The 24,455-nt window shown below is 36.2% G+C and carries 21 protein-coding genes and 1 pseudogene; 16 read left to right on the plus strand and 6 right to left on the minus strand.

The genetic code is table 11. The features are described from left to right. Positions 1-65 precede the first annotated feature (65 nt). The 3 genes from IGJ23_RS05030 (at position 66) to rpsA (ending at position 2,773) form a co-directional block, all read left to right on the plus strand. Positions 66-692 carry an SAG1386/EF1546 family surface-associated protein gene (locus IGJ23_RS05030; protein WP_010719570.1) on the plus strand — a complete coding sequence of 209 codons (627 nt, stop codon included), beginning with the start codon at positions 66-68 and terminating at the stop codon, positions 690-692. Between the two features lie 46 nt (positions 693-738). Continuing rightward, positions 739-1,416 carry a (d)CMP kinase gene (gene cmk / locus IGJ23_RS05035; protein ID WP_010719569.1) on the plus strand — a complete coding sequence of 226 codons (678 nt, stop codon included), beginning with the start codon at positions 739-741 and terminating at the stop codon, positions 1,414-1,416. A gap of 124 nt (positions 1,417-1,540) precedes the next feature. Then, the gene (rpsA, locus tag IGJ23_RS05040) at positions 1,541-2,773 is read left to right on the plus strand and encodes a 30S ribosomal protein S1 (RefSeq protein WP_207432447.1); all 1,233 of its coding nucleotides are present in this window, start codon (positions 1,541-1,543) and stop codon (positions 2,771-2,773) included. Positions 2,774-3,083: 310 nt separating this feature from the next. Here rpsA and IGJ23_RS05045 read toward each other — a convergent pair whose 3' ends face one another. Continuing rightward, positions 3,084-3,956: an ROK family protein gene (locus tag IGJ23_RS05045; protein ID WP_063626910.1), complete on the minus strand. Its 873-nt coding sequence runs from the start codon at positions 3,954-3,956 to the stop codon at positions 3,084-3,086. A gap of 224 nt (positions 3,957-4,180) precedes the next feature. Next, complete coding sequence (locus tag IGJ23_RS05050) at positions 4,181-6,124, minus strand: sucrose-specific PTS transporter subunit IIBC (RefSeq protein ID WP_207432445.1); 1,944 nt, start codon at positions 6,122-6,124, stop codon at positions 4,181-4,183. A 184-nt stretch (positions 6,125-6,308) separates the two neighbouring features. Between IGJ23_RS05050 and IGJ23_RS05055 the strand changes: the two genes are divergently transcribed. From IGJ23_RS05055 to IGJ23_RS05070, 4 genes are all read left to right on the plus strand, one after another. Continuing rightward, positions 6,309-7,748, plus strand: coding sequence for a sucrose-6-phosphate hydrolase (locus tag IGJ23_RS05055; RefSeq protein ID WP_207432443.1), 1,440 nt, complete (start codon positions 6,309-6,311; stop codon positions 7,746-7,748). Position 7,749: 1 nt separating this feature from the next. Beyond that, on the plus strand, positions 7,750-8,712 hold the full coding sequence (locus tag IGJ23_RS05060) for a LacI family DNA-binding transcriptional regulator (RefSeq protein ID WP_010737356.1): 963 nt from the start codon (positions 7,750-7,752) through the stop codon (positions 8,710-8,712). Between the two features lie 815 nt (positions 8,713-9,527). After that, on the plus strand, positions 9,528-10,838 hold the full coding sequence (gene der / locus IGJ23_RS05065; protein ID WP_010719563.1) for a ribosome biogenesis GTPase Der: 1,311 nt from the start codon (positions 9,528-9,530) through the stop codon (positions 10,836-10,838). Positions 10,839-11,082: 244 nt separating this feature from the next. Continuing rightward, complete coding sequence (locus IGJ23_RS05070) at positions 11,083-11,358, plus strand: HU family DNA-binding protein (protein ID WP_002290178.1); 276 nt, start codon at positions 11,083-11,085, stop codon at positions 11,356-11,358. Positions 11,359-11,891: 533 nt separating this feature from the next. On the opposite strand, the gene IGJ23_RS05075 is transcribed toward IGJ23_RS05070, so the two are convergent. Next, positions 11,892-13,634, minus strand: a complete 1,743-nt coding sequence (locus tag IGJ23_RS05075; protein WP_207432441.1) for a hypothetical protein — start codon at positions 13,632-13,634, stop codon at positions 11,892-11,894. 266 nt (positions 13,635-13,900) lie between these two features. On the opposite strand from IGJ23_RS05075, the gene IGJ23_RS05080 reads away from it, so the two are divergent. The 3 genes from IGJ23_RS05080 to IGJ23_RS05090 are packed head-to-tail and all read left to right on the plus strand — an operon-like array spanning position 13,901 to position 16,794. Further along, positions 13,901-14,947, plus strand: a complete 1,047-nt coding sequence (locus IGJ23_RS05080) for a hypothetical protein (RefSeq protein WP_010737358.1) — start codon at positions 13,901-13,903, stop codon at positions 14,945-14,947. Beyond that, positions 14,948-16,207: a tetratricopeptide repeat protein gene (locus tag IGJ23_RS05085; RefSeq protein ID WP_088775133.1), complete on the plus strand. Its 1,260-nt coding sequence runs from the start codon at positions 14,948-14,950 to the stop codon at positions 16,205-16,207. 5 nt (positions 16,208-16,212) lie between these two features. Next, positions 16,213-16,794 carry a ReoY family proteolytic degradation factor gene (locus tag IGJ23_RS05090; RefSeq protein WP_010719559.1) on the plus strand — a complete coding sequence of 194 codons (582 nt, stop codon included), beginning with the start codon at positions 16,213-16,215 and terminating at the stop codon, positions 16,792-16,794. 176 nt (positions 16,795-16,970) lie between these two features. On the opposite strand, the gene IGJ23_RS05095 is transcribed toward IGJ23_RS05090, so the two are convergent. Further along, entirely contained in the window at positions 16,971-17,846 is an 876-nt protein-coding gene (locus IGJ23_RS05095; RefSeq protein WP_010719557.1) for a YitT family protein, read from the minus strand. A gap of 159 nt (positions 17,847-18,005) precedes the next feature. Here IGJ23_RS05095 and IGJ23_RS05100 point away from each other — a divergent pair, with 159 nt between their 5' ends. The 6 genes and pseudogenes from IGJ23_RS05100 to IGJ23_RS05125 all read left to right on the plus strand — a co-directional run. Further along, positions 18,006-18,359 (plus strand): nucleotide pyrophosphohydrolase, encoded by a 354-nt coding sequence (locus tag IGJ23_RS05100; RefSeq protein WP_010719556.1) that lies wholly within the window; start codon positions 18,006-18,008, stop codon positions 18,357-18,359. Between the two features lie 26 nt (positions 18,360-18,385). Continuing rightward, a complete protein-coding gene (locus tag IGJ23_RS05105; protein WP_207432437.1) occupies positions 18,386-19,594 on the plus strand; it encodes a CCA tRNA nucleotidyltransferase in 1,209 nt (402 codons plus the stop codon). Positions 19,595-19,858: 264 nt separating this feature from the next. After that, positions 19,859-20,314, plus strand: coding sequence for a hypothetical protein (locus IGJ23_RS05110; protein ID WP_010751262.1), 456 nt, complete (start codon positions 19,859-19,861; stop codon positions 20,312-20,314). Positions 20,315-20,545: 231 nt separating this feature from the next. Beyond that, positions 20,546-20,821, plus strand: a complete 276-nt coding sequence (locus IGJ23_RS05115) for a hypothetical protein (protein WP_010719553.1) — start codon at positions 20,546-20,548, stop codon at positions 20,819-20,821. Positions 20,822-20,833: 12 nt separating this feature from the next. After that, positions 20,834-22,918 (plus strand): cation:proton antiporter, encoded by a 2,085-nt coding sequence (locus IGJ23_RS05120; RefSeq protein ID WP_010719552.1) that lies wholly within the window; start codon positions 20,834-20,836, stop codon positions 22,916-22,918. 264 nt (positions 22,919-23,182) lie between these two features. Continuing rightward, positions 23,183-23,448: pseudogene (locus tag IGJ23_RS05125) on the plus strand (type IA DNA topoisomerase); the annotation flags it as partial. Between the two features lie 82 nt (positions 23,449-23,530). Here IGJ23_RS05125 and IGJ23_RS05130 read toward each other — a convergent pair. Both IGJ23_RS05130 and IGJ23_RS05135 read right to left on the minus strand, forming a co-directional pair. Beyond that, positions 23,531-23,845, minus strand: a complete 315-nt coding sequence (locus IGJ23_RS05130; RefSeq protein ID WP_010737364.1) for a DMT family transporter — start codon at positions 23,843-23,845, stop codon at positions 23,531-23,533. A 3-nt stretch (positions 23,846-23,848) separates the two neighbouring features. Beyond that, positions 23,849-24,178 (minus strand): DMT family transporter, encoded by a 330-nt coding sequence (locus IGJ23_RS05135; protein ID WP_053766436.1) that lies wholly within the window; start codon positions 24,176-24,178, stop codon positions 23,849-23,851. Positions 24,179-24,455: the final 277 nt, after the last annotated feature.

The raw sequence follows: 24,455 nt of genomic DNA on the forward strand, positions 1-24,455 counted from the left end.
TTTATAAGACAATCGCGTTCTGGCTATGGTATAATATTCACGATAGAAATTAGGAGGTTAATAAGGTGAGCAGAAAAGATAGACATCATTCATCAGAAAATAATGAAACACAAGAGCCATGGGAACAACCGATTTATGACACTGAAGACGAAGTTTCTTCAAGAAGTTCTCAACGACAACAAAAGAAAGGCAACACGCTGTTTTTGTCTCTCTTCTTAGTATTATTAGTATTGTGTATTGCAATTCCAGCGGGAGCTTACTTCTGGATTAGAAATGGGTCTTCCAATGCTTCAAGTGCATCATCAACTACAACAACGTCTTCTGTAGTGGAAAGTACGACCTCATCAGAAGTATCATCAACAAAAGAATCAAGTACGGAGCCTGAAAGCACTACTCAGACAGAATCAGTAGTAGCAAGTACACCACAAAGTACTACTGTACCAGAGGAAACAACGCCTTCGACAACGTCTACTTACCAACAAGAAACACAACCAACTAGCACGGTAGAAGAAGCGACAACACCATCCTCTTCGGCTGCTGCAGATGGATCAACAGTGACTGTTCAACCAGGTGACGGACCTAAACAAGTAGCTGAACGTGCCGGGATCACTATTGATCAATTATTTGCATTAAATGGTTTAGATCCAAATAATTATATGATTTATCCTGGACAACAATTAAAAGTTAAATAATCTTAGCCGCGATCTGCGGCTTTTTTTTTGAAAAGGGAGTTATAGCATGACACAAATCAGTATTGCAATAGATGGACCTGCTTCGTCAGGTAAAAGTACTGTTGCAAAAATTTTGGCAAAAGAATACAACTATATTTATACCGATACAGGCGCCATGTATCGTGCCATTACGTATCTAGCGATAAAACATCAAGTACCTTTTGGAGATGAAGAGCAACTCGTAAAGCTGATCCAAGCCTATCCAATCTCTTTTATCCAAGAGACAGACGGTCAACACGTTTTGGTGGCAGACCAAGATGTAACTACAGAAATTCGTCAGCCAGATGTGACCAAGGCAGTTTCTGAAGTTTCTGCTCATCAAAAAGTACGTGAAGCACTGGTTTCGATCCAACGTAAAATTGGTGAACATGGTGGGGTTGTAATGGACGGCCGAGATATTGGTACTTCTGTTTTACCTCAGGCAGAAGTGAAAATATTTTTAGTAGCAAGTGTAACAGAACGGGCACAAAGACGCTATAAAGAAAATATTGAAAAAGGGATACCAACAGAGTTGGAAACTCTTACGAAGGAAATCCAAGAGAGAGATCATTATGATTCTACAAGAAAAGTATCCCCTTTAAGACAAGCGGATGATGCCATTCGAATCGACACTACTGGAAAATCGATTACGGAAGTTGTCCAATCCATCAAAAAAGTGGTCACAGAAAAAGGCTATCTTTTGTAAAAAGGGAAAAACTCAGGATTTTTAGGGTAAACCAAACGAAATCGCTTTATTTTTTTTTAATAATCAATTAAACTAAAATTAGTACCGTTGTTACGGCAGAATGTTGGTTAGGAGGACAAATGTTATGACAGAATTTGAACAAAATCAAACAGAAAACAGTCAATCAATGGAAGATGCAATGAATAGCGTCCAAGAAGTAAACGTTGGAGACGTTGTATCCGGCGAAGTTTTAGTAATCGAAGATAAACAAGTTGTGGTAGGAATCGAAGGTGCCGGAGTTGAAGGCGTCGTTCCTGCTAAAGAATTGTCTACTTCACCTGTTGAAGATATCAACGAGGTAGTAAAAGTAGGGGATACTCTAGAACTTGTAGTTATCAGTACTATCGGAAAAGATAAAGAAAACGGTAGCTATTTGCTTTCAAAACGCCGTTTGGATGCCAAAAAAGTTTGGGAAGATATCGAAAAAGATTTCCAAGCAGGTAATATCATCGAAGCACCTGTGACGAATGTCGTAAAAGGCGGCTTAGTCGTTGATGTAGGTGTTCGTGGTTTTGTACCAGCTTCAATGGTGGAAGATCATTTTGTTGCTGATTTTTCAGAATACAAAGGTCAAACATTGGCGTTCAAGATCGTTGAGATCGAACCTTCAGAAAACCGTTTAATTCTTTCACACAAAGCAGTTGTGGAAACGGAAAAAGAAGAAAAGAAAAAAGAAATTCTAGCCAATATTCACGAGGGAGACGTTATCGACGGACGAGTAGCTCGTATTACTGATTTTGGTGCTTTCGTTGATTTAGGTGGAATTGATGGATTGGTCCATGTTTCTGAGATCTCACATAGCCATGTGGCGAAGCCTAGTGATGCTTTAGCAGTTGGGGATGAAGTAAAAGTAAAAGTTCTTTCGATTAATCCTGAACAAGAACGTGTTTCTCTTTCAATTAAAGACACGTTGCCTGGGCCTTGGACTGATATTGAAGAAAAAGCCACTGTTGGTTCAGTTTTAGATGGAAAAGTGAAACGTTTGACAAGCTTTGGTGCATTTGTAGAAGTATTCCCAGGGGTAGAAGGTCTGGTTCATATTTCTCAAATCTCTCACAAGCACATCGCTACACCTCATGAAGTACTTCATGAAGGGGATGAAGTGCAAGTAAAAGTTTTAGAAGTACATCCTGAAGAACATCGTATTGCCCTTAGTATCAAGGCTTTAGAAGAAAAACCAGCATCGGAAGTAGAACCAAAAGATGTTGAAACCTATGAATTACCAGAAGAAAATACTGGTTTCACAATGGGTGATCTTTTAGGTGATGCTTTGAAAGAAGAAGTCGAAGAAACGACTACTGATGATTCAGAAAAATAAAATTTTGAGTGTTCATTTTAAAAAGACTGAAATGAGACAAAAAGATCAATCAATGTTTACAACATTGATTGATCTTTTTCTGTTATTATCATTAGAACTAGTTAAACTCACAAATTGAGTGAAAGATAAAACCAACTGCTGTGAGAAGGGCTAAGGAATACCTAATAAAGTACATCGTTTAGACCATACCCAATGGCTGTGCAAATGCCATATTGTATTCACAATTGGAGATATTAGATAGATGATTTGCTTAAACTATTTATCAGAGCTGGAGATTTCTGTCAAACTACTATCAAAACTCTATCATTGTTTAATTAGAAGCTATTTTTTGGGCTAGCCCTAAACAACCGATAATTCCAGCTTGATCTCCTAATTTTGGAAAAACAATATATTCTTCTATTTTCGGATGAGCAACATAATTCTGATTAAGTTTTGAAAATTCACGATGAATTTTCTCTTGTAAGTGTACTTGTTTCATTACACCGCCACCTAGAATGATAATATCCGGTGAAAACATCATTGTAGTATTATGAATGCATTGGGCAATGTAAAAAGCTTCCATGTCCCAAAAAGGATGATCTTCCTTTAAATCTTGGCCTTTAATTCCTATTCTCTTTTCGATAGCAGGTCCTGCTGCCATACCTTCTAAACAATTTTGATGATAAGGGCAGTTACCCTTAAAGTGATCGTCAGGGTGATTACGTACAATCATATGTCCCATTTCCGGATGACTGAATCCCTCGATAAATCTTCCATTTTGCAGTGCACCACCACCTATACCTGTGCCAACTGTATAATAAACAACTAATGAATGGTCTTGACCATGTCCAGCTATATATTCTCCATAAGCTGCAGCATTGACATCAGTTGTCCAATAAAAAGGAATTTTCTCAAAATTTCTTTTTAGATAACCAATAAAATCAAAATTTCTCCACGGTATTTTAGGTGTTGAGGTTATATATCCATATGTTTTCGATTCAGGATGGATATCAATAGGTCCGAAAGAACCAACAGCAATGCTGGACAATTCTGTTTCATATTTTTTGAAAAAAGAAACAACTTGTGGCATTGTTTCTCCTGGATTCAAAGTTTCAAAACTCACTCTCTCAATAACCTCTAATTGTGCATTACCAACTGCACAGACAAATTTTGTTCCTCCTGCTTCAATTGCACCGTATAGCATAAAACATTTCTCCTTATAGTTAAAGATGATTTCATGGGCAGTTATGCATTTAACCAATTTATTGTTCAGATTTTTAAAGAATTTCACTCGTTTATTTGTTATTTTCTTTTGAAAAATCGCTATTATTCCAGTTAATACATACATCAGATCGCGCATTGCCCTTTAAATTATCCGTTTATTGATGTTTTGGTTAGAAAGAATAATCAGTACTATTGACTATTACATTATTCAACTTCAAGTAACTCAGTAGTAGCGGTAACTGTTCCTTTAATAAGTGGTGTCACTTTTGAATAATCTGCGGTATTTGTCACAATAACCATTGTTGTATCATCAAGTCCTGCTTCTTTAATTAGCGTACGATCAAACGTTCCAAGGATATCTCCTTTTTTTACTTTTTGATTAGCAGTAACTTTTTGTATAAATCCTTTACCGCCCATCGATACGGTGTCAATACCAATATGAATCAGTATTTCAGCGCCGTCATTCGATTTAAGACCGTAAGCATGTCCAGTCTCAAATGTAACTTGAATAGTACCATCTACTGGAGAATAAACAGTGTCCCCAGTTGGTTTAATCGCAATACCTTTTCCCATAGTCTCTGAAGAAAATACTGGATCATTTACTGAATCAAGTCCAATCACTTCACCAGCAAGGGGACTAACGATTGTTTCTGAAGAATGATTTGTTTTAGTAGGTTCTCCAGAAGTAACTGTGGATTGTTGGGTGTTTTCTGAATGATTCATTACTGTTTGATCCGTAAGAGCTTCTGCTGCAAAGATGCCTGAAGCTTTTGTTTTTCCATAAAAGTAAGTAATTGCAAAAGCAATCGCAAAGCTAATTAATTCACATAGTAAATAAAATGGGATAGAGGTTGCATTAATTGAAAGAAATCCAAGAAAACCTGCTGAACCAAGTGATACAGCAACTACTTTCAGTAGACCTGCTACTGCAGCGGCAACTCCGGAACCAATTAAAGCACAGAAAAATGGGAAACGATATTTTAAATTGACACCAAACAGAGCTGGTTCAGTAATTCCAAGAAGAGCTGATACCCCTGCAGAGGAAGCAAGACTTTTTGTTTTAGCATTTTTAGTCAAGAACCAGATAGCAAATGTTGCAGCACCTTGGGCAACGTTCGCCATAGAAGCAACTACAAATATAAAGTCTCCATGTCCAATACCATTAGTCCATGCTGAAAGTAACTGCGTTTCAATTGCAGGAAATGATTGATGAAGACCTGTCATAACGATTAACGAGTAAGTTCCACCAAAAATACCCATTCCAATAAATCCGGTTGCATTATATAGCCAAACGATCGCATCTGTAATCCCGTTAGAAAGTAATAACATGACAGGGCCGATGACTGTGAAGGTTAGAAAGCCGGTAATGATTACAGATAATAAGGGGGTAAATGTAAAGTCAACGGATGATGGAAGTTTTTTGTGAAAAAACTTTTCCAGTATTGATAATAGCCAAACAGCTGCTAACACAGGAATGACTTGATAAGCATAGTTAGTTTGTGAGACATGATAACCAAAAATATTCCAATATTCCATAGAACCACCAAGTTGTGGTGTTGTCATAATCATTCCAATTGCAGCACCAAGGAACTGGTTGGCTCCAAAACGTTTAGCAGCGGAAATACCAACTAGAATAGGCAAAAACATAAATGGTGCAGCGGACATCAGTTGGATCATTGAGGAAATACCTTCAATCGCAGGATACATTTCTTCAATTGATTTTGGTCCAAAAAGTCCAGCAGCTGTTAAAAAGTTTTGTAATGCCATTAATAAACCACCTGCAACAAGGGCAGGTATAATTGGAACAAAAATATCTGATAATAATTTAATTAATGCCATAATGGGGTTGAATTTTTTATCTTTACTAGCAATTTGTTTTAAATCATCTGTTGAAATTTCTGAAAGTCCAGTTTTTTTGATAAGTTCGTCATAAACGAAATTAACATCACCTGCACCGATAATCACTTGATATTGCCCATCAATTTTAAATGTGCCTTTCACATCTGGATTTTCGTCTAAAGCTTTTTGATTCACTTTCGTGTCATCTTTTAGTACGAGACGAAGACGTGTAGCGCAGTGTGCAGCTGCAATAAGGTTATCTTTTCCGACCGCTTGTATGACGTCGGAAGCTACTTTACTGTAATTCATTCGAATCACTCCTTTTTTATTTTTACGTGAAAACGGTTCACTGAAATGCAAATTTATTTTAGCATATCTTAAAAATATGTCAAACGTTTGTCATATAATTTATTTTTTTAAATGAAATGATTGATTTTTCAACGGAAAACGTTTACCATACTAGTTGTAAAAAGATAAATTGAAGGAGTAAAATATGAACTTACCTCGAGAAATACGATATCGTGCTTATTCTGATTGGACTAAAGATGAGATGGATAAAATTAAGGATAATGTAAAACGATCACCTTGGCGTGCTAGCTATCATATCGAACCTAAAACAGGATTGTTAAACGATCCTAATGGTTTTTCTTTTTTTAACGGAAAATATACGCTTTTTTATCAAAATTGGCCATTTGGAGCTGCTCATGGTTTGAAAGAATGGGTACACACTGAATCAGATGACTTAGTTCATTTTCATGTAACAGGAGCAGAACTTCTTCCAGACACAAAACGAGATAGCCACGGCGCTTATTCCGGTTCTGCATATGAAATAGAGGGGAATCTATTCTTACTCTATACAGGAAACGTTCGAAATGAAAATTGGGAACGTGATACACTTCAAATCGGAGCATGGATGGATAAAGACTACAACATTACGAAAGGTGAGAATGTTCTTATTCATCCACCTGCTGATGTAACTGATCATTTTCGTGATCCACAAATGTTTAATTATGAAGGACAATTGTATGCGATTGTTGGAGCACAAAATTTAGAAAAATCAGGCTTTATCAAACTTTACAAAGCGACTGACAATAACGTGGAAACATGGGAAGAAGTTGGCAACCTTGATTTTGGCGGCACTGGTTCAGAATACATGATTGAGTGTCCAAATCTGGTATTTGTAGACAAAAGACCTGTTCTTATTTATTGTCCTCAAGGGTTGGATAAATCTGAGCTAAATTATGGGAATATCTATCCGAATACTTTTAAGATCTGTCAATCGCTTGACATAGAAAAAGTAAAACTTGTGGGTGCTTCAGAAATTCAAAATCTTGATTATGGATTTGAAGCGTATGCGACTCAAGGATTCAATACTCCTGATGGTCGTGCTCTGATTGTCAGTTGGATTGGACTACCTGATATCGATTATCCAACTGATAAGTATGATTATCAGGGAGCAATGAGTCTTGTAAAAGAACTTTCAATAAAAGATGGTAAACTTTACCAATATCCAGTAGAAGCTATTACATCATTACGTGCTAGTTCTGAACAATTTACAGCAAAAGCAGAAACAAATAATACTTATGAGCTTGAACTAACGTTTCCTCCAAATCAGAAATCGGAGTTACTTCTTTTCTCTGATAGTAAAGGAAATGGACTTAGCTTGATTGTAGATACCAAAGAAGGAAAAATTATTTTAGATCGCAGCAAAGCAGGCATTCAATATGCCACTGACTTTGGTACGATTCGTGAATGCTCAATTGATACTAAAGAAACAATTGCTAACATTTTTGTAGATAATTCAATCATTGAGATTTTTATTAATAAAGGAGAAAAAGTATTTACTAGTCGCGTATTCCCTGAGAAACACCAAAATGGTATTCAACTTAAATCAGGTGAACCGACTGGAAAATACTTTGAATTAAAATATTAATATGGTAGCAAAATTATCTGATGTCGCTGAACTAGCTGGAGTTAGCCCAACTACCGTTTCACGTGTCATTAACAATAAGGGATATCTATCGGAAAAAACAAAACAAAAAGTTCATGAAGCTATGAAAACTCTTGGTTACAAACCTAATAATCTAGCACGTGGACTTCAAGGAAAGTCACCCCAACTTATTGGGCTTATTTTTCCTAATATCAGTAATATCTTTTACTCTGAACTGATTGAGTATCTGGAAATCGAATTATTCAAACATGGCTATAAAACAATTATTTGCAATAGTCAGAACGATCCTGCTAAAGAGCGGGAATATATTGAAATGCTTGAAGCGAATCAAGTTGATGGGATTATCTCATCTAGTCATAATCTTGGAATTGCTGATTATGAGCGTGTGGGAGCACCTATTGTCGCTTTTGATAGAAACTTAGCTCCCAATGTTTCCATTGTTTCTTCAGACAACTTTGAAGGTGGAAAACTGGCTGCTAAAACGTTACAAAAAAATGGTTGTCAAAATAGTATTATGATTACAGGAAATGACAATACGGATTCTCCAACAGGGTTACGTGCGCTTGGTTTTTCTTTTCAAAATCCAAATGGCAAAGTTTTCAAAATTCCTAATAATCTCTCTACGATTCGTCGAGAAATGGAAATCAAGTCGACGATCCTAAGTCACAAACCAGATGGTATTTTTGTTTCTGATGATCTAACAGCCATTCTTACTATGAAAATTGCTCATCAGCTTAAACTTAATATCCCAGAAGATCTAAAAATTATTGGCTATGATGGAACATCTTTTGTTGAGAAATTTTTCCCACAATTGACCACAATCAGACAACCAATTGATGAAATCGCAAGTCTAATTGTTGATGTTCTTCTGAAAAAAATGAAGAATGAAAAGACAAGCAAGGATTACATTTTGCCAATCTCATTACTTCCTGGAGGGAGCATTTAACGTCAAATTCTTTTCTTGATGTTTATCACATTCGTTCAAAAAAATTTGGAGCTGATCGCTTCTTTCATGACCTTATCCACATGGTTCAAGAAGTTGCTTTGACAAAAAATTGCCGAAGAATACCAAAAATAGGAGGAACTATTTTTGGATTCTTTGGCTTATTTCTCATAGCTAGATATGGCACAACCTTTCCGACTGTAGATTAATGAAATATGCATGTCCAGTTTTACAAGCTATTTAAAAGAAAAAGGGCGTTAATAATTTCTAATAAGCATGGAAATGTTAATTTGAGTTTGAAAATCAACATTTTTGGGCATCAGGCTATATTGTAGGCACAGTGGGACTAATGAAGTGACCATAAGAAAATACAGGCTAGAATAAGGAATTAGGATATTGCGCTAGATAAACTGAGAGTTTGAGAATATGAAGATCGTGGAAAGAATGAGAGTGAAGAAAAGAGCTTTCACATATCATGAAACAATAAAAAGAGTAGAAAATGAAAACGAGAGAAACAAATTATGCTATAATCAAATGTCACTGATCGATTTTAAGTTCAGTAGTGTGTGAATATTTAGGCTAACGCTCATCTAGCGGTTCTGAATATGGTTTTTAGGGTTATTCGAACAATGTAGTTCTTTAACCAAAGAAACAAGAATAAAAGATGGTTTCCTAGGGTTCAATATTCACTTTGATGTTTTATGAAAAAAAGTTGTCCAATGAATAAATACTTGCGTAATTTTAGCGAACAATGCTTGAAAGTTCGCAAAGCTTTCGTTACACTAAGTAAGATTGGAAACTTGTGAGGAGGAAAAAATATGGCAAATCCAACAATTGCAATCGTTGGCCGCCCGAACGTCGGTAAGTCTACGATTTTTAACCGCATCGCTGGCGAGCGTATCTCGATTGTCGAAGATACTCCAGGAGTAACTCGCGATCGTATTTATGCTAAAGGCGAATGGTTAGGTCGAGAATTCAGTGTGATCGATACAGGTGGGATTGATTTAGGTGACGAACCATTCATGGATCAAATCAAGCATCAAGCAGAAATCGCGATTGAAGAAGCAGATGTCATCATCTGTGTTGTCAGCGGACGTGAAGGAGTCACCGATGCAGATGAAGTAGTAGCAAAAATTTTATACCGCAGTAATAAACCTGTGATTTTAGCAGTTAACAAAGTGGATAATCCCGAAATGCGAAACGATATTTACGAATTTTATTCATTAGGATTGGGTGATCCATATCCAGTGTCAGGGAGTCACGGTTTAGGGATCGGCGACGTATTAGATGAAGCAATTAAACACTTTTCAAATGATGGGGAAGAAGAAGAGGATGATACGATCAAATTTAGTTTGATCGGCCGCCCAAATGTTGGGAAATCTTCATTGATTAATGCGATTCTAGGAGAAGAACGAGTGATCGTTTCGGATATAGAAGGAACGACTAGAGATGCTATCGATACTCACTTTGTATCTGATAACGGTCAGAAATTTTTAATGATCGATACTGCAGGAATGCGTAAGCGTGGAAAAGTATATGAAAATACCGAAAAATACAGTGTGATGCGTGCGATGCGTGCCATTGACCGTTCCGACATCGTTTTGATGGTTTTGAATGCTGAAGAAGGAATCCGTGAGCAAGACAAACGGGTAGCTGGATACGCACATGAAGCAGGACGTGGTGTGATCATCGTGGTAAACAAGTGGGATCTTGTCAAAAAAGAAACCAATACGATGCGTGATTTTGAGCAAGAAATTCGTGAAGAATTTCGTTATTTAGATTACGCGCCAATCGTCTTCGTATCAGCAGTCACAAAACAACGTTTAGAACGTTTACCTGAAATGATCGAAGAAGTAAGCATGAATCAAAACTTGCGTGTGCCGTCTGCTGTCTTGAATGATATCATCATGGATGCAGTAGCGATCAACCCGACTCCAACAGATAAAGGGAAGCGTTTGAAGATTTTCTATGCTACGCAAGTGGCTGTAAAACCACCAACCTTCGTCGTTTTTGTTAACGAAGAAGAGTTGATGCATTTTTCTTATGAACGTTTCTTAGAAAATCAAATTCGTAAAGCATTTACTTTCGAAGGAACTTCGATCCGAATCATTCCAAGAAGACGAAAATAGGCATTTTACCACATCGGCAGATTTTTTTCAAAAAAAATAGGTGGTTTTGTTTATTACGTTTTTATGACTAAAAAAAGCACGTGAAAAATGGTAAAAACCTTGCTATTAAGCGGTTTATATGATATCGTGATAACAGAATATTGAACTAGATCAATATTTCTTTTAAACTTCTGGACCACTCAGAATGTTTTTAACTAAACTGATGTTTTACATCATATCTCTTGTGGAGGAGGTGAATCTATCCATGGCAAACAAAGCAGAATTAATCGAAAAAGTTGCTTCAGCTACTGACTTAACTAAAAAAGATGCAACTGCAGCAGTCGATGCTGTATTTTCAACTATTCAAGATGCTTTAGCTAACGGCGAAAAAGTTCAATTAATCGGTTTTGGTAACTTTGAAGTTCGCGAACGTGCTGCACGTAAAGGACGTAATCCACAAACTGGTGAAGAAATCGAAATCCCAGCTAGCAAAGTACCTGCATTCAAACCAGGTAAAGCATTAAAAGACGCTGTTAAATAATACGGCTCATAAAAAAGCGCTTGTGGCTTTAAGCTGCAAGTGCTTTTTTATATTTCCTATTGTTTTGAGTTTTAGAGTGAAGAAATTAGGAGACGAAGGGTACTTTGCGTCTCCGTTATTTATGAATCTGAGATATAAATCTTATTTTTTAGTTTAAAATGAGTAATGGTCTACAAGAAGCAACTTCTCAGCAATAAGCGATGATTTTCTAAAATAGGAGAAGCTATTTCAAAAAATCTTTTCTCATTGTCATCGAAGCTCCCGATGCTTGCAAAACCTCTGATTTACGCTCTTTTCACAACCTTACTTTAAACAATAATAAAAAAATCTGAGGCAGAATACGGTTCATTCTGTCCCAGATTTTTTAATACAAAACTTATCAGTCATTATTGACGAAAAGCTATTTTTTCAAGTTATCCTAATGAATAAGATAGTCGTTATTTTTACAACCTCTTATTTATTCAAAGTTGCTTGCTTCGCTCATTGTCTCATTTTTCTATCTGGCTGTTTAGAAAAAATCTTTTGCTCATCGGTTATTGCGTGCGTTTGTTTTTACTGAAAAATTTGCATCGTTTGCTCATATAGTAAGCAATGATGATACCCACTGTTAATATTCGGATATAAATAGCTGATCTGAATAGTTTACTTGGTTTATATCCTACAATAATTTCATTTGTACCAATCTTTGGAGAAATTCTTAGAGCGCCTATTGAAGTCAGTGAATATTGTGCTTCACTTCTAGATTTTCCATTGATTATGAGGGAACTATTGTGGTAAATGATTACTGGTAAAGTTATTTTATTTGTATCTTTAGCAGTGAAAGTTAGATGTATATTCCCTTGTTTGTCAATTGATCTTTTAAGAGGGATAGAATTGTGTAAAACGTCCTCTTTATATGCTTTGTAAGGATCTTCCAATTGTCCACCACTAGCAGGTAAATAGTCAGCCATCGGTTTTCTGTGTATTTGTAAAGCAGCAGATAGATCAACATTGCCTCCAAATAGGTGACGAATATTACTTGCATTACTTTCTAAGGTTTCAGCAGCACTGGTGTCTTTAGAAAGTGGGGCATCACTATTCCAGATAGCTGCTGTATCCGAAATTAAAGCATAGCCACCTGTTAAATTTAACAATGAAAAAGTCAGTAATAGTGGCACACTGATTTTTAAAACCGATTGTTTCTCTAAAGTTACAAAGGCTTTTTGAATGGTAAAACCGAACCCTAGTATTAATAAGATACATGCGATGCAACCCAGTCTTTGTGGAAATTGCATTTTGCGAACAAATGTAAAATAATTGCCGATATCATTCCAAGGAATGTATTTAGAAGAGACAAGTAAAAAGAATGCTCCGACTAAGTTGATTGTTTTTTCCAACACATTGAGTTTATTAAAGTGGACGATAGTAAACACAAGTTGAAAAACAAATATCATAGAAAGGATTAGTCCAAAGTTTGTCCAGCCAATTGAACCAAACGAAAGTGAAGTACTATTCGATAATAGATCAGTTACTGCGTATGGTGGAATCAAGGTATCATTGGACAAATCCAGAAAAGCAGTAAACGTATTGAAAGAAAGACCGATAGCGATCACCACTGCTAGCAGAGCCTGTTTGATTATTACTAGTTTTTTGTTCGAGTGAAGAAAACCCACAAGGAAAAAGGGAATCAAAGCGGCTACGGCTAGTAAGGTTGAAAACATATGGACAGATAGCAATAATGAAATGGTTCCTCCTAGCACCACAGGTTGGATTGGGTTTTCCCGATTTCTTATCATTCTAACAGCTGGAATAAAAATAAGAGGTAAAAAGGCAGCACCCCAACCAGAAAAATTTTGGGCAAGAGTATAGTAAAAAATGGTAGGTGTACCCATGTATAAAATAGCCATCCCAGTAGCGATTTTTTGCTCTAAATGGCAGTACCGTCCAAGGAAATACATCGATGTACCGGCAGTGAAGTAACACAGAAAAGTAGATACAAGTTGGAATCTGAACCAAGTTTTAAAAATTAAAAGTAACAGTCCATGTAAATAGGCAAAGTCGGTTCCATAAAGGGCATTGATGACTCTTCCCGATTGGCTAAAACCGTAGATGGATTGGAAATAATTAAACGTGCCATTTTTTAATTGCATAGCCGTGTCATAGAAACGGTTCATATGAAATACCCAGTCATTTGAAACAATGAGTGCATGTTTATAAATTTGAGGTGAAACCATAAAAAAAGCACATAGGGAGATAATTAAAATTGCTGTAACTGATTTTTTATTTATTTTTGACAAAACTTATCCCTCATTTTTGATGAAATTTAGTTGAATAAAATTGCTTAATCCATTTCTCCGTTTTATAAAATGAAAAGCAAAGTCCTATATAATCTTTTACTTCGTATTACAGTATACCATGCCCGATTTATTACACAAGAATTCTTTAAATAGGTGCTCTTAAATGTAGGTGAATTACGAAGTTTTTCTATATTCTCCCAAGAATTTACCCTATTCTTTTCCGATTTTACTTACTAATGGTAAAATAAAGAAAAGGAGGGGTGCTTATGGAAATCGACTATCAAGGACAAGAAGAACAAACAAAAATCTATTATGGGGAAACGTTGGTCAGCCAGCTGAAAACAATAACGATTGATCAGCCTGTTTTATTTTTGACGAACCAACGGTATTACGATTTGTTTGTTGAGAAAATCAACCAACAGTTTCCTAACCCAAGTGAGATTGATTGGTATATCTGTGCCAATACTCAATGTAATCACTTAACAGAACTAAGTAATCTTGTGACATTTGCAAAACGATATCCTGAAAACCAATCCTTACTTATCATTGGGTTTGGGAATGAGGGAATCATGGATTTAGCAGGTTTTTTCCAGAAGCATACCTCACTTGCATCAACATTATGGCTAATTCCAGTATCGATTCGTTCAATGGCCCGGGCATTAACTCCTCAACGAAATATTTTACAATTGCCAAATCAAGTCGTCTTGCGAACGACCAACCTTCCAGAACGAATCGTTTACGATCAAACAATCAGTGAAAAACAAGGAGAAGGGAAACAAATAGATTTTTTGACTTTGATAACATGTGGTTTAGTTTGTGATTATCATTTTTTACAAAATCTCTATAAAAACTATCCGCAACCAAGGCAGTTATCTCAGCGGGCTTTTACGGGGATGCTGGAAGAAATGATTAGTTTTTACCAAGTAGATGCGGAAAATCTCTCAAATTATGGTAAACTATTTGAACAAGCTTTTTACCTAACAGAAAATGGTCATTTGTTATCAGCTAGTATGAAAAAACTATTAGGAATGCTTTTTCATCTTACTTGGAATGTAGGACTAGCGGATATGTCCTTTCAATTGAAAAATTTTTTTATCTGGTTGAAACATCTGGGTTATCCTATCGATTGGCCAGAACAATTATCAAAAATTGATTATTTAGAAAATGTCTTGCTTCTAGCGGAAAAAAGCAAAAAAATTCTTGTTTTGAAAAAAATTGGTATAATAGAGAAATATCAATCGCCAAAGGAACAAGAATTAATACAAACAATGAAATCTTATGACGAGATTATTAGTGAGATTAGAGGGATTTAAATGAATACAAATAGTGAAAAAATGTTACAAGCATTGTCAGAGGAAGATTTGGCGCAAGCTCAGTTATATCTGACACAAGCTTTGAAAGAAGATCCGGCCGATGTTTTGGCTGAATTAGGGGAAGAACTCTTAGCGATTGGTTTTTTAGAAGAAGCAAAGCAAATTTTTGAACAGTTAGTGAAACAGTACCCCGAAAATGATGAGTTGTTCATTCCATTGGCGGAAATTGCGATTGAAGATAATGAAATCGATCAAGCATTTGAATATCTGGAAAACATTTCAAAAGAAAGTGACTACTATCCTCAAGCTTTATTAGCAATTGCTGATTTATATCAAGTAATCGGTATTCCTGAAGTCAGTGAAGCGAAATTGAAGGAAGCAGCTGCGTTGTTGCCTGATGAACCATTGATCCAATTTGCTTTAGCCGAACTTTACTTTTCAGTCGATCGTTTTGCCGAAGCTGCAACGATCTATCAACTATTATTATCAAGTAATATTGATGAGATTTCTGGTATCTCTATGCAGGAACGTTTAGGACAATCTCTAAGCATGCAAGGAGAGTTTGAAGCAGCAATCGAACCATTGGAACAAGCATTGCAAGAAGAACGGACAGATGATCGCTTATTCCAGTTAGCTTTTACCAATCTGCAGCTAAAAGAAAATGAAAAAGCGATCAATTATTTACAAGAATTGAGAGAAGTAAATCCCCAATATCAATCTCTTTATCTTTATTTAGGTCAAGCATTGCAAGAAGAAGAATTGATTGAAGAAGCGCAGAAAGTTCTTGAAGATGGGATCAAAGAAAATCCTTATCAAGTAGAACTCTATCACTTAGCTTCTGAAAATGCGTATCGCCTACATGACAAAGAAAAAGCAGAAAAACTATTATTAAATGCGTTGGAATTAGGTGAAAAACAAGACGAAACATTATTAACATTAAGTAATTTGTATTTAGATGAAGAACGTTACGAAGATGTAATCAAGAGTATCGATCAAATGGAAGAAACTGCAAATCCATATGCGGAATGGAATTTAGCCCATGCCTATAATGAATTAGAGGACTTCACGCTAGCAGCTGTTCATTATGAACAAGCGTATCACGAATTGGAGCATGAACCTGATTTTCTAAAAGAATACGCCTTATTCTTACGAGAAGAAGGACAATTGACAAAAACAAAAGATCTACTTACTCATTATTTAGAATTGGAACCTGGAGATTTGGAGGCATTGTCAGTATTAGACGACCTAGCAGAGAGGTGAGTAAAATGCTAATAGATGTAAAGGAAAAAAAGAATTTCTTAACTTGGATGGTCAATCATGTTTCATTTAGTCGCAGAGAGGTTTTTTGGATTTTGAATTACTTGGCTAATCATGAAGCAATCTTAAGTAATGTTCATTTTGTTGAAGGAGCGAATCAAGCAAATCGGGGATTACAAATCAGTGACCTTTCTTTCGATGGAGAACCAATGAAATTATTTCTCGAGGGGAAAGAGTTTACCGATACTGATCAAATTTTTCATGAAATTCGATTAAATTGGAAAAGACCGCTATATGTAGAATGCCTTTTTGAAAATGCTTGGCAGACGAAAGAGTATTTAATGGTTTTAGAAGAGAACCCCTTTGCATCTTGGAACGACTCTATTAGTGAAGAAGATCTTGAACTAGTCGAGCAATATCTCAAAGAGAAAGAACAAGCAGCCCATCTCAAAATGCTTTACTTACAGATTGATCAAGCGCTTGAAAAAGGGGATAAAGATGCTTTCCTGGAATTGTCCGATGAAGTTAATCGTGAAATATTAAGCAAGAACCAAGTAAAAGGCGAACATGCAGGAAAGAATCCTAACTAAGGATACTTTTATCTAACCGTTTATTCGTTTTTAAAGATACTAAAAGAGACTGAGGCAAGTTGATATGCTCCCCCTATATAGGACACTGAAATATAAAAGTCCTGTATAGGGGGATTTTGTATGCCAAAAAGAAAGATGAAACTCACTCCAGAAAAACGAGTAGAACTAGGAGAGAGCTATATTCGCTTAAATAACTTAGACTGTGGTTTAAGATAAGTGAATCCTTCTCCTTCGACCTCATGGACATTGATGATCGATAGAAAGGCTTTTTCATCGATTTCATGGACGATTCGTTTCACTTCATTCAATTCACTCGAACTAACCACCATATAGATAATTTTTTTAGAATGACCAGAAAACCCACCTTCACCACTTAAAAAAGTAACGCCACGTTCTAATCCAGTCATCAGCAGTGGGGCAATTTCTTCATTTTTGTTTGAGACGACTAAAATCCCTTTAGCTGAGTAACCGCCATCTAAGATTGAATCAATGACACGGCTGAAAACATAAGAAACAATTAACGTATACATCATGCGTTTCAAGTCAATGTAAGTCAATGAAGCCAACAAAACGATAACATCTAATACCAGTAAAGATCGACCCATTGAGATCCCATAATTCTTTTCTAATATACGAGCAATGATATCACTTCCACCGGTAGTTCCACCCATCCGATAGACCAGACCACTTCCAGTTCCGGCAATTAAGCCAGCCAATAATGAAACGATCAGTAAGTCATGTTGAAGATTGATTTGTAAAGGAACACGTTGCCAAATCCATAAAAAGGCAGACAACGAAACTGTTCCTAAGACGGTATAAGCGAGTGAACGTTTTCCTAAAATTTTTCCCCCAATCAAAATCAAAGGTATATTGATCAAAAGTGTAGAGTAGGCAGGATCAATCCCAAAAAGTGCGCGTAAGATCAAAGTGATCCCTGAAACGCCACCTTCTGCTAAATGATTCGCAATATTTAAATAAACGAGTCCAAACGCATAAATACTTGTACCAACCATAATCATTACGACTTCTTTAACTGTTTTCATTGAGATCATCAAACCACTCCTTCGATAAACCGACTAATATTTTCGCAATATTTCATTCTTTTTACATCACATTACTCAATGTAGCACGTAATCTTTATTTTCTCAATCGCTCTTGCCTAGGATTTGGACGTAGTTTTTGGTAAGATAAATAGGAAAGGTGGAGAAGAAATGACAAAAGAACGTTCTTTAAGAAGTATGCAACAGGAAGTAGATGACTATATCCAACAGTTTAAAGTAGGCTATTTTTCTCCATTAGCTCAAATGGCACGCTTAACAGAAGAAGTCGGGGAGCTGGCTCGAGAAGTCAATCATACATACGGTGAAAAAGCGAAGAAAGAAACGGAGCCCAACAATTCTGTAGCAGAAGAATTAGGTGATGTTTTATTTGTCACTATGATCATGGCAAATTCCCTGGAAATCGATTTAACGGATGTATTTGAAAAAAATATGGAAAAATTTAATCGCAGAGATCACAATCGCTTTGAAAGAAAAGAAGCAAATAAGGATGATAAAAAAGCGTAAGCCATCAAGTTGGAAGAGGGAAAACAATGAAACTAAAACAATTACCAAGAGAATACCAAAAAGCGATTCCTGTCTTGAATAAATTGGAGCAAGCGGGTTTTGAAGCTTATTTTGTCGGGGGAAGCGTCAGAGATATCTTGTTGGATCAACCCATCCATGATGTAGATATCGCAACAAGTGCATTCCCAGAAGAAATCAAACAACTTTTTCCGAAAACCATTGATATCGGCATTGAACATGGCACCGTTTTGGTCTTGGCTGAAGAGGAACAATATGAAATCACGACCTTTCGGACAGAATCGACCTATCAAGATTATCGTCGTCCAGATCATGTCGAATTTGTCCGTTCACTTGAAGAGGATCTAAAAAGACGTGATTTTACGATCAATGCATTTGCATTAAAAGAAGATGGTCAAATCATTGATTTATTTGACGGGTTAGCTGATTTAGAAAACCAGATCCTTCGAGCAGTAGGCGATCCACAGGAACGGTTTCATGAGGATGCTTTGCGTATGATGCGTGGGATTCGATTTGTTAGTCAAATTGGGTTTACACTCGAGCAAGAAACAGCTGCGGCCATTCAGGCCAACCATTCATTATTAGGAAAAATTTCTGTCGAACGGATTAATGTGGAATTTATCAAAATGTTATTAGGGAAAGAGCGTTCTACAGGATTGAGAACATTCGTTGAGACGCAATGTTATATTTATTGTCCAGGTTTAAGAGACTATGGTGAAGCCTTGTTACGTTTTGCCGATTTACCAGATGAACCATTGCAAACTGAAAGTCAGGCGTGGGTATTGCTGATCGATCAGTTAGGGCTTCAAGAAAGTGAGATCCGACCTTTCTTAAAGGAATGGAAATGTTCCAACCAAATGATTCGAGAAGTTCAAATGATCGTTCATGGATTGATTCAACGTAAAAGACAGATGTTGGAACCAATGGTACTCTATTGTTTGGGAAAAGAGAACGCTTTGAAGACAGAAGAACTCATGATTTATTTTGGTGAAACACCTCAACTAGAACAAGTAGCAAAGCGCTATGATCAATTACCGATTACATCCATGCGAGAGTTAGCAATTGATGGGAAGAAACTTCTTAGTGTGAGTGACAAGAAACCAGGGAAATGGGTCAGTGATGCACTTCAAGCTGCAGAAAGAGCAGTGGTAGAGGGAAATTTAGCAAATGAAGCAAGTGCCCTTGTTGATTATCTCCAGCAAAATAACCATTTATAGATTTCGATGAATGTCGGAGTCGCGCTTTAATAGAGATTCTGAAAGAAGCAATCAGCTCTGAGTAATAAGTGAGGAATTTAAAAACTTCTCCTATTTAGAAAATCCTCGCTTATTGCTGGGGAGTTGCTTCCGGATTTTTTTGTCAATAGTGGAACGCTTCTAAAGTTTCACATCTTTGAAAAAACTTTAGATGTGACCTTCACGTGGGATGTGTGCTAAACTAAAAGGGAACCAGAATAAATGACGTCAAAAGGGGATTTTTTTATGAGTAAAGAAATGACAGCGCTAAAATTTTATTTCCGAAACGGCGAAACGTGGACGATCAATCGTCGCCATATTGGTGATTTGTGGATCAAACAAATAACAACGAGTTTTGGACGAATCAATGGTAGTGAATTTATGGAAATCCATCCTTGTGCTGGATTTAAGATCGAAATTTTTCACGAAGGTGATTCCGTAGCAACTCACGACATCAACTTAGGTGGATTAGAGATGGGTATGTTCAACCGTGCATTAAAATATGAAGATATTGAACGGATGGAGATCCTTTATCGCAATGGTACACCTGACCTAGTTTATTTCCCTTATCTTGATAAAGGAACAGAAGGATTGGATAATCAATACCAATCAACTAAAATCAGTGAAAAAACAGGTAATTTATACATCGTGATCAATCCGGATCAACGTGTTGAAGATATCTATGGCGAGTTTTTTGAATAAAACCAAAGTTTAATGGATAGCTGAGAAAGGAGCGGAAATGGTTTCCCAGCTCCTTTTTTGGTGTGTTTTCCGCACTTGATATTTTCTTCCATTTGGAATAGAATGAGTTTCTGAAATTCAAGCAAACTTATTCTTCGAATCCAGCTGAACTTGTCTAATAAAGGGGAATCCTTTTCCTTTTAACGTTCAGTGTTTCATGAAGATCAAGTTTGCATTTAGGAGATCTTAAAAATGAGGAAGAGCTTTGAAGAACAAAAGAAACTGTTGCATGATCGTTATGGTGCGTTTTCAATGGAAGATCGTCGGCAAATCCTTTGTAAGCTGCGGAAGAAAAATATCATCATGTACCGTCAGCTTGAGCGATTGAAACATGATTTGCTACGTTTAGAATCAAAGCGAGTACAGTGTGAATTAGAAGGTAACAATGTACAAGCAGAAGTGGTAGAAAACAAAATATTGAAGAAAAAAGAACAATTTCTAAAGGTACTCGCTCAAAATAAAAAATAAAGGGGACGGACCATGGAATTTGCTGAGTTAGTGATCGTATTTGCTGTAACGATCACCTTATCTAATATAGCTAGCCGCATTTTACCTATGATCCCAGCTCCACTGATCCAAATATTTCTTGGTATCATCTTAGGCTTAACAGAATGGGGCCAATCGATCAACTTTGAACCAGAACTCTTTCTAGTGATGATCATTGCGCCGTTGCTTTTTCGTGAAGGAGAAAAAGCTGATGTATCCTCGATCCTGAAAAACTTTGATACGATTTTATTTCTGGCTTTTGGAGGGGTAATCCTGACATTAGTCGGGGTTGGTTTCACGCTGTCGTTTTTATTACCCAGCGTGCCATTAGCTGCTTGTTTTGCTTTTGGAGCGGCTCTTGGACCAACCGATGCTGTCGCTGTCAGCTCGCTCTCTGGACGGGTGAATATCCCAAATAAAGCGATGCATATTTTAGAAGGCGAAGGATTATTGAATGATGCTTCAGGTGTTACCGCCTTTCAATTTGCATTAGCTGCATTGATCACGGGTTCTTTTTCTGCAGTCAACGCAGGATTTACACTTGTGTTTTCTAGTATAGGAGGAGCCGTCGTTGGCTTTTTACTTGTCTGGGTCAAACGAAAAGTGATTAATTTGATTGAGAAGGCTTCTGCCAGAGATGTGACAGGTTACTTGTTAATTGAATTGCTATTACCGTTTTTAGCGTATGTTTTAGCAGAAGTATTTGATGTTTCAGGGATTATTGCCGCAGTAGTAGCTGGGGTATTGCAAGCTTCGGGATTTAGAAAAATCTCGGTGTTTGATGCGGAGTTATCAAGTTTGTCCGATAGTACATGGACAACAATCACATTTACGCTGAATGCGTTAGTTTTTATCTTTTTAGGAATCGAATTAACCCAAGTATTTTCTCCAGTTTGGGGAGATGGGCTTTATTCAAATTGGTTGCTGTTAATCACGATTTTGTTGATCTCAATGATCTTATTTATGATTCGCTTTGTTTCGATCAGTCTTTTTTATTTATTTAAATATAAAGGAAAAGAATTCAAGGAACAATTGAATGAGATTTTGATTTTAACTTTTGGTGGTGTGAAAGGAACGGTTAGTTTAGCAACGATTTTCATCTTACCTTTTACGATTAACCAAATGATTTTTTATCAGCGCTCTTTATTATTATTTTTGACGGCAGGAGTTATTTTGGTAACGCTGATCGTAGGCATCGTGGTTTTACCTCTGTTGACAGAAACGGAAGAGGTAGTGAAAACAGATTTGAATGCTTTAATGATCCTAGAAGAAGTCATTGAAGTATTGAAATCTGAAATCAAAACGTTAGATAAAGATTCAAAAGAATATTTAGCAACTGAAGCAGTGATCGAAAACTATCAAGAGCGTATCCGTGATCTTTATTTAAAAGATCTTTCTGATGATGAAAAGCAAGAAGTACAAGAAATTCAAGCATTGATTTTATCCATCGAACGTGATGGATTAGATAAAAGTTATCGTTCTGGTAAGCTTTCCTCAAATGGCTATCGTTTTTATTCACGATTTCTTGCTAATTTTGAACACTCTATTACTAGTCAGGTACTGTCGTTTGTCGGCTTCTGGTTTATTTTTGTTCGACGGTTGATTCGGATCATCTTACATCCTAAAATGTTCTGGCAACGACAAAAATCAGATCGAAAGACACTGATTTCCGAAAAAGATATTCAAGAAATTCGGGAAACCTATCAAAAAAACACACAATTGATCATTGAGAGTTTAGAAAACCTAACCGATGTTTATGATGAAACAATGGTCAACTTTTTCATCCAACAACGAAAAATGGAAGGCATCAAAATGGCTTCAGGAAATTTGATCTCCTCTTGGATGATCCAACAAGACAGTCTTTATTCCAAAAAAATGTTACGTGGCTATTACTTAGAGCGCAAAATCGTTGATGAGTATGAAGAAGCTGAGAAGATCACAACTTTTTCTGCTAATAGTTATCGGAAAAATATTAATTTACTGGAATCCTATACTATGAATAAGCCAGTTGATGATTTTTCATTTAAATTCGCATTGCGGGCAAGAAAACGTTCGCTTCCGGCTAAAAAAGTTGAGTAAGTGTTCAGCGTGATTATTCATGCACTTAATGCATTGCTTTGTCTAGCTTGAGCCGTATCATACACAAAAATGGTTTGAGGTGGACAAACAGAAAACTGAGAATCGCTAACGAATGGATAATATGAATCATCAAAGAAGAAGAGACTGAGATAAAACGGCTCTTTGTCAATAAAGAGTGATGAGTGTCGTAAAATCAAATCTGGGTCAGAATGAACCTCATTCTGTCTCAGATTTTTTGTTATTTCACGTTGATTCATTGATGGTATGAATGATAACTCATGGTATAGTTTACTCTTGCAGCAAAAAGGCATACCAGTAAGTTTGTCCTTAGGTAGAGTCCAAACCCCAACAACATCTGTGATCTATCAATTGCAAGAAAAGATCAGGAACGTAAAAAAAAACCTTACTTTGAAGGAAAAGCCCAGATAATCGCTTAAAACGGAGAGTTTTGTGCCAAGCTTGATCCGAATGAAACTCAAACCACACAAGAAGCATTTGAAGCGTATTTAAAAGAAAATGGCTTTCAATTAGCAAACAGCTTTAGTGATAGTAGAAGAGACTGAGGCAAGTTTTGTCCCAGTCTCACAAATGACAATAGATTCTTCAATTTAATTAGCTAACTAGTTTTAGGCCAATCACAGAAAATAAAATAATAATCATGGAAGCAAATTGTAGCCAGTTCATTTTTTCTTTAAATAAAAATACTCCAAGGATCATTGAACCAATGGAACCAAAAGCTACCCAAATACTATAGCTAACCCCAGCTTCTAATGTATTCATTGAATGCGATAAAAGGAGTAAACTAGAGGCTGCAGAAATAATAGTTATAATACTCCAATTTATTTTTTTAAATCCGTGTGAATTTTTAAGAGAAAAGACCATTATGATCTCTGCTATTCCTGCTAGTATAAGATAAAGTATATCCACAGATTATTCCTCCTTTGTTGTGATTTTTAGACCCAAAATTCCTATAACTAATAATGCAGAAAACAATATTTTTTGCACAGATACACTTTCTTTCAGAAATAAAATACCAAAAATGATTGTTCCGACTGCACCTATTCCAGTAAACACTGTATATGCTGCTCCAGTAGGTAAGCTTTCCATACCTTTAGCAAATAAATAAAAGCTAATAACAACGAGCAAAATCGTCAAAATGGAATAGAAAAAATGATGGAAATTCTCTGATTTTTTTAAACAAAGTACCCAAAAAATTTCTAAAAAACCTCCGAAGATAACGTAAAACCAGTTCTTCTCCATTTCGTACCTCCTTAAGAAAAATTAGATATCAGAAGACAAAAAAGGGATTGGATAAGAGTAATCTTATCCAATCCCTTAGGATCCTCCGATATTCGAAAAAATTGTAATATATTTTTCTATTAATGTAAAGAAGATATTTCTTCTAGTCTCGAAAAATCAAGTAAAGTATACTATGTTGGACTTCCACATTATAAAATCAATAGGATAAATGACAGTTATTTTTCAAGATTTTCTTCACCTTTCTAATCGTTGTAAACTGATAGAAGCATCGTTCTTA

Origin of the sequence: Enterococcus sp. DIV1682a (assembly GCF_051711005.1) — a bacterium.
Lineage (GTDB): Bacteria > Bacillota > Bacilli > Lactobacillales > Enterococcaceae > Enterococcus_B > Enterococcus_B hirae.

What these genes read in the sequence shown, in the direction of transcription:
- cmk (WP_010719569.1), top strand. Translation starts at nt 739, where the DNA reads ATGACACAAATCAGTATTGCAATAGATGGACCTGCTTCGTCAGGTAAA.
- rpsA (WP_207432447.1), top strand. Translation starts at nt 1,541, where the DNA reads ATGACAGAATTTGAACAAAATCAAACAGAAAACAGTCAATCAATGGAA.
- IGJ23_RS05045 (WP_063626910.1), bottom strand. Translation starts at nt 3,956, where the DNA reads ATGCTATACGGTGCAATTGAAGCAGGAGGAACAAAATTTGTCTGTGCA.
- IGJ23_RS05050 (WP_207432445.1), bottom strand. Translation starts at nt 6,124, where the DNA reads ATGAATTACAGTAAAGTAGCTTCCGACGTCATACAAGCGGTCGGAAAA.
- IGJ23_RS05055 (WP_207432443.1), top strand. Translation starts at nt 6,309, where the DNA reads ATGAACTTACCTCGAGAAATACGATATCGTGCTTATTCTGATTGGACT.
- IGJ23_RS05060 (WP_010737356.1), top strand. Translation starts at nt 7,750, where the DNA reads ATGGTAGCAAAATTATCTGATGTCGCTGAACTAGCTGGAGTTAGCCCA.
- der (WP_010719563.1), top strand. Translation starts at nt 9,528, where the DNA reads ATGGCAAATCCAACAATTGCAATCGTTGGCCGCCCGAACGTCGGTAAG.
- IGJ23_RS05070 (WP_002290178.1), top strand. Translation starts at nt 11,083, where the DNA reads ATGGCAAACAAAGCAGAATTAATCGAAAAAGTTGCTTCAGCTACTGAC.
- IGJ23_RS05080 (WP_010737358.1), top strand. Translation starts at nt 13,901, where the DNA reads ATGGAAATCGACTATCAAGGACAAGAAGAACAAACAAAAATCTATTAT.
- IGJ23_RS05085 (WP_088775133.1), top strand. Translation starts at nt 14,948, where the DNA reads ATGAATACAAATAGTGAAAAAATGTTACAAGCATTGTCAGAGGAAGAT.
- IGJ23_RS05090 (WP_010719559.1), top strand. Translation starts at nt 16,213, where the DNA reads ATGCTAATAGATGTAAAGGAAAAAAAGAATTTCTTAACTTGGATGGTC.
- IGJ23_RS05095 (WP_010719557.1), bottom strand. Translation starts at nt 17,846, where the DNA reads ATGATCTCAATGAAAACAGTTAAAGAAGTCGTAATGATTATGGTTGGT.
- IGJ23_RS05100 (WP_010719556.1), top strand. Translation starts at nt 18,006, where the DNA reads ATGACAAAAGAACGTTCTTTAAGAAGTATGCAACAGGAAGTAGATGAC.
- IGJ23_RS05105 (WP_207432437.1), top strand. Translation starts at nt 18,386, where the DNA reads ATGAAACTAAAACAATTACCAAGAGAATACCAAAAAGCGATTCCTGTC.
- IGJ23_RS05110 (WP_010751262.1), top strand. Translation starts at nt 19,859, where the DNA reads ATGAGTAAAGAAATGACAGCGCTAAAATTTTATTTCCGAAACGGCGAA.
- IGJ23_RS05115 (WP_010719553.1), top strand. Translation starts at nt 20,546, where the DNA reads ATGAGGAAGAGCTTTGAAGAACAAAAGAAACTGTTGCATGATCGTTAT.
- IGJ23_RS05120 (WP_010719552.1), top strand. Translation starts at nt 20,834, where the DNA reads ATGGAATTTGCTGAGTTAGTGATCGTATTTGCTGTAACGATCACCTTA.
- IGJ23_RS05135 (WP_053766436.1), bottom strand. Translation starts at nt 24,178, where the DNA reads ATGGAGAAGAACTGGTTTTACGTTATCTTCGGAGGTTTTTTAGAAATT.